This is a genomic window from Moraxella sp. (assembly GCF_024227015.1).
Taxonomy (GTDB): Bacteria; Pseudomonadota; Gammaproteobacteria; order Pseudomonadales; family Moraxellaceae; genus Moraxella.
This window is the reverse complement of sequence record NZ_JAAELD010000218.1, coordinates 1-4,601: the sequence shown is the minus strand read 5'-3', so window position 1 is coordinate 4,601 and position 4,601 is coordinate 1. Positions and strand designations below refer to the sequence as shown.

The window sequence follows — 4,601 nt, the reverse complement described above, 5'->3', positions numbered from 1 at the left end:
GCTTACGGTTAGTGTCTGAGTGTGTGCTGTCATAATGGTCAAACGACACGCCAAAACGATCAAAATCTCGTTTATGCTCCACTTGCACGCTCTGAATTAGCTCTTCGGGCGTGATACCGTTTGCTTCGGCACGGAGCATAATCGCCGTCCCGTGTGCGTCATCGGCACATACATAAATCACGTCATGCCCCATAGACCGCATGGCACGCACCCAAATATCGGCTTGGATATAGCCCAAAAGGTGTCCCATATGGATAGAGCCGTTGGCGTAGGGTAGGGCGTTGGTAACAAGAATTTGGCGTTTGGCTGTCATGATGTACCTTATGAAGTTATATAATAAAATGGTTAATTTTACCGTAAATCGCCCACAAAATCACGTAAAAAATCAAGCCAAGAAATGCTTGGCTTGATCTAATAGGAGATTGGTTTAATCAATGAATTTTAGACCTGAACGCGTTGGCGGTTCTGGGTCAGGTGTTGCGATGTTGACATATTCGCTAGGGTCAAAGAAAAATCCTTCGCTTGGGTCTTCTTTGGCATAGATGCCAAGCACGGCCGCCATTGGAATCCATACATCTTGTGATACACCACCAAATCGCGCCGCAAAAGAAATGGATTCATTGTCAATGTGCAGGTCTTTGGTTGCTTGATAAGAAGCTGCCAACACCAGACGACCTTCTTGCGCGTAATCAAGTGGTGCGACCACGTCGCCATGCGTGGCATCAATCATCAAGTAAGCGGTCAGGTCATTGTCTTCGAGCCACTCATGCATTGCTCGAACCATGTAAGGGCGTTTTGGGGTGTAAGACATGTAATTACTCCGTGTCTTTATCTAGATAGTTTGGTAAGGTTTTTAGGCTGTTTTTAAAGCTGCTGCGATTAAGTAGACGCTCTTTATAATCTATCAGTGGTCTACACAGCGCGGGCGGTAGGTCAATTCCCATCTGCGGTAGGCGATAAAGTAGCGGTGCAATCAAAACATCACACCAGCTAAATTCATCAGATAAAAAATACTCATGCTTTGTAAATAAAGGGGATAGCGTTATCAGGGAATCTGACAGTGTTTTTTTGGCATGGGCAGCACTTGTGGCATCGAAGCTGTCCGGATGGGTTAATAAAGTGTGAGCAAGCTTTAGCCAGTCATTCTGCAATCTCCATGCTAGCTGACGTACTACGGCACGCTCTTTTGGGGTGGTAGGTAGTAGCTTGCCGGCACCATGACGTTCCTCTAGGTACTCAAAGATGGTATTTAATTCATACAGTGTGATGTCGCGTCCGACTAATATCGGCAGGGTGCCGTAGGGATTGAGTTCTGCCAGCTCTTCTGGGCGTTCAGACTCGATAAAGGCAAGCTCGTACGACAGGCGCTTTTCTTCTAGTAATAAGCGCACCACATGACTGTCGTAGCCATCATCGGCATAAAGAACGAACTGGGTGGGCAATAAGTGAGAAAACTCTGCCATAAAGCTGGTTGATTTGTTTGAAGTTGATGGGTAGTTTAGCAAATTTTGAATCAAAAGTGTATAGATAAATAAAAAGAGCCAGTAGTTAAACTGGCTCTTTGGATTGGTGATGATTACTTCACATCTTTCCAGAATTCTTTGTTTAGTAGATAAACAGGAATTAACAGGATAAGTAAGAATAGTAATACAAATGCACCATAGATCTTACGATCATGACGGACAGGCTCTGCCATCCATGCCATGAAGTTGACTAGGTCGCCAACACGTGCTTTATATTCTTCTTCGCCAAGCTCTTGTTGTAGGTTGTGCAGCACATGTGGCATGGCAGCATTTGCCAGTACCAAGTTGTTCGCACCCCAAGGACGGCTTGGGTCTTCGTAGAATGATAGTAGGTAAGTATATACCCAATCATCACCACGCAGACGAGTCTCTAACGATAGGTCTGGAGGCGCAGCACCGAACCAAGCACCTTGTAGCTCAGGATTGATGTTCGCAGTAACGTGATCACCGATCTGATCCGATGTCACCATCAAATACTTCTCAACAAGCTCTGGCGGCACGTCCAAATCCTGTGCAATACGAGAGTGACGTACGTACTGGGCTGAGTGACAGCCCACACAGTAGTTCATGAACATTGCGGCACCGCGTTGTAGTGAGCCTTTGTTCGTAAGGTCAATCGGAGCTTTGCTACACTCTAGGGTAGTGCTTGTACCATCAGCTTCGGTATATGTACCACAGCCGTGACCACCTGCAGCCATTGCGCTAGGGCTTGCCACCAAAGAAGCACCTGCCAGCAGTAGACCTGCGCCTAGTGTTTTTAGGTTAAATGCTTTCATTAGTGACCTCCCGTAACACGTTCTGGTGGTTGTTTGCATTTTTCGATAGACGTGTAGAACGGCATCAGAAGGAAATACAAGAAGTATAGGATGGTGCAAATACGACCAACGATGGTAGAAGTTGGGGTAGAGGCTGTACCACCTAGGTAGCCTAGAATTAGGAAGCTTGCCACGAAGATTGCTAGAGCGATTTTCGATAGAATGCCTTTGTAGCGAATCGAGCGTACTGGCGAGCGGTCAAGCCAAGGCAATACGAATAACACGGCAATCGCTGCACCCATTGCGATGACACCACCTAGCTTACTAGGAACGGCACGCAAGATTGCATAGAATGGCATGTAGTACCATACAGGTGCAATGTGTGGTGGGGTCTTGAGTGAGTTCGCAACTTCGAAGTTTGGTTTTTCTAGGAAGTAACCACCGCCTTCAGGCACAAAGAACACCACAGCAAAGAAGCAAATGAAGAACACCACGATACCAACCATGTCATGCACGGTGTAGTAAGGGTGGAAAGGTACGCCGTCTAGAGGTATGCCATTTTTATCTTTTAGTTTCTTGATGTCAATGCCATCTGGGTTGTTAGAGCCAACATGATGCAGTGCAACCAAGTGCATGAATACAAGACCTACTAGGATCAATGGAATCGCAACAACGTGTAGAGCGAAGAAGCGGTTTAGAGTGATGCCAGAGATTAGATAGTCACCTTTGACCCATTCAGCAAGGCCGTCACCAATCACAGGAATGGCAGCAGGTAGGTTAAGAATAACCTGAGCACCCCAGAATGACATGTTACCCCAAGGTAGCAAGTAACCAAAGAAGCCTTCAGCCATCAAGCATAGGTAGATTGCCATGCCGATCAGCCATACCAGCTCACGCGGTTTTTGATATGAACCATATAACAGACCACGGAACATGTGCAGATAGACAACAATGAAGAACGCTGAAGCACCAGTTGAGTGCATGTAGCGGATTAACCAGCCGCCTTTAACATCACGCATGATGTATTCAAGCGAGGCAAATGCACCTTCAGCGCTAGGGTTGAACATCATGGTTAGCCAGATACCAGTAACTAACTGGTTAACCAACACAACCATTGACAACACGCCAAAGAAGTACCAAAAGTTAAAGTTTTTTGGTGCATAGTACTTTGACATGTGGTATTCGTAAGTTTCGGTCGCAGGGTAGCGTGCATCTACCCAGCCCATAAATTTCTTAGCGATACTCATGATTACGCCTCCCCAACGGTCAAGATGCTGCCATCAATGCTGTATTCTGGAATAGGTAGGTTGGTAGGGGCAGGTACGCCACTATAAACACGTCCAGATAGGTCATACAAAGAACCGTGGCAAGGACAGAAGAAACCACCAAACCAATCAGCACCACCTAAGTCAGCCGCACCCACTTCAGGACGGAAGGTTGGTGCACAGCCAAGATGCGTACAAACACCCTCAACCACCAATACCTCAGGTTGGATTGAGCGAGTTTCGTTTTTGCAGTATTCAGGCTGAATTGAAGCTTCTGAATCAGGATCGCTTAGTTTTGGGGTAACTTTGCTAAGGTTTGCCACCATTTCTTCGGTGCGTTTAACGACAAAGATTGGTTTGCCACGATATTTTACAGTGATCATTTGACCATTTTCGATGCCGCTGATGTCGGTAATAACAGCAGCGCCCGCGGCTTCCGCTTTGGCGCTTGGATACCAAGAACGCACAAATGGGGTGGCTATCGCGCCCACACCAACTGCACCGATGGCAGCGGTAGTCGCGATTAGGACTCTACGGCGTTTAATATTCACGCCTTCGGCATGGCTCATTAAAACTTCCTCCAGAAAAAGATGGGCTAATCCCATACTGGGTGTATGGCTACGACAAACAGCTTGTCATAAAATCCACATTTGCTGTGCCTAATTTTTATTAAACGTGCCTATTTTAAGCTATTTTTGACATAAAATAAATTCTTATCGTACAAACTTCTGTAAAAAAGTTATAAAAACTTCACAAAATGATAAAAAATCCTGCAATTTTGTATGGAATTTCATGGAATGATAATCATTATTATTTATTTGTCTAAAAATACGGTTTTGTTTGGGTTTTTAAGTGGCGGTTTTGTCAAGCTTGGCGCTGGAATTTGGTAATGACAAAGTCAAGATGTGTTTTAAGGGTGGTTTTGTCAGTTTAAATTAATAATGATAGTGGTAAATTAAATATTACAACTTCTAATGAATTAGCACCTATTAAAGAAGAAAAGAAGGTTTCTTTCAAAGAAGATGATCAAAAAGATAAGTTTGATATATTTTCAAAAT

The 4,601-nt window shown here is 44.9% G+C and carries 6 protein-coding genes; all 6 read right to left on the bottom strand.

Annotation, left to right across the window (positions count from 1 at the left end; genetic code table 11):
• On the bottom strand, positions 1 to 313 hold a 313-nt coding region (locus GY683_RS05035), incomplete at its 3' end, for a class I tRNA ligase family protein (RefSeq protein WP_297287704.1).
• Between the two features lie 114 nt (positions 314 to 427).
• The gene (locus GY683_RS05030; protein WP_297287703.1) at positions 428 to 811 is read right to left on the bottom strand and encodes a stringent starvation protein B; all 384 of its coding nucleotides are present in this window, start codon (positions 809 to 811) and stop codon (positions 428 to 430) included.
• A 4-nt stretch (positions 812 to 815) separates the two neighbouring features.
• On the bottom strand, positions 816 to 1,463 hold the full coding sequence (locus tag GY683_RS05025) for a glutathione S-transferase N-terminal domain-containing protein (RefSeq protein WP_297287702.1): 648 nt from the start codon (positions 1,461 to 1,463) through the stop codon (positions 816 to 818).
• 113 nt (positions 1,464 to 1,576) lie between these two features.
• The gene (locus tag GY683_RS05020) at positions 1,577 to 2,299 is read right to left on the bottom strand and encodes a cytochrome c1 (protein WP_297287701.1); all 723 of its coding nucleotides are present in this window, start codon (positions 2,297 to 2,299) and stop codon (positions 1,577 to 1,579) included.
• Positions 2,299 to 3,504 (bottom strand): cytochrome bc complex cytochrome b subunit, encoded by a 1,206-nt coding sequence (locus GY683_RS05015; RefSeq protein WP_297287705.1) that lies wholly within the window; start codon positions 3,502 to 3,504, stop codon positions 2,299 to 2,301. Before GY683_RS05015 ends, GY683_RS05020 begins: the two co-directional genes overlap by 1 nt.
• Before the next feature lie 23 nt (positions 3,505 to 3,527).
• A complete protein-coding gene (gene petA / locus GY683_RS05010; protein ID WP_046696830.1) occupies positions 3,528 to 4,112 on the bottom strand; it encodes a ubiquinol-cytochrome c reductase iron-sulfur subunit in 585 nt (194 codons plus the stop codon).
• Positions 4,113 to 4,601: the final 489 nt, after the last annotated feature.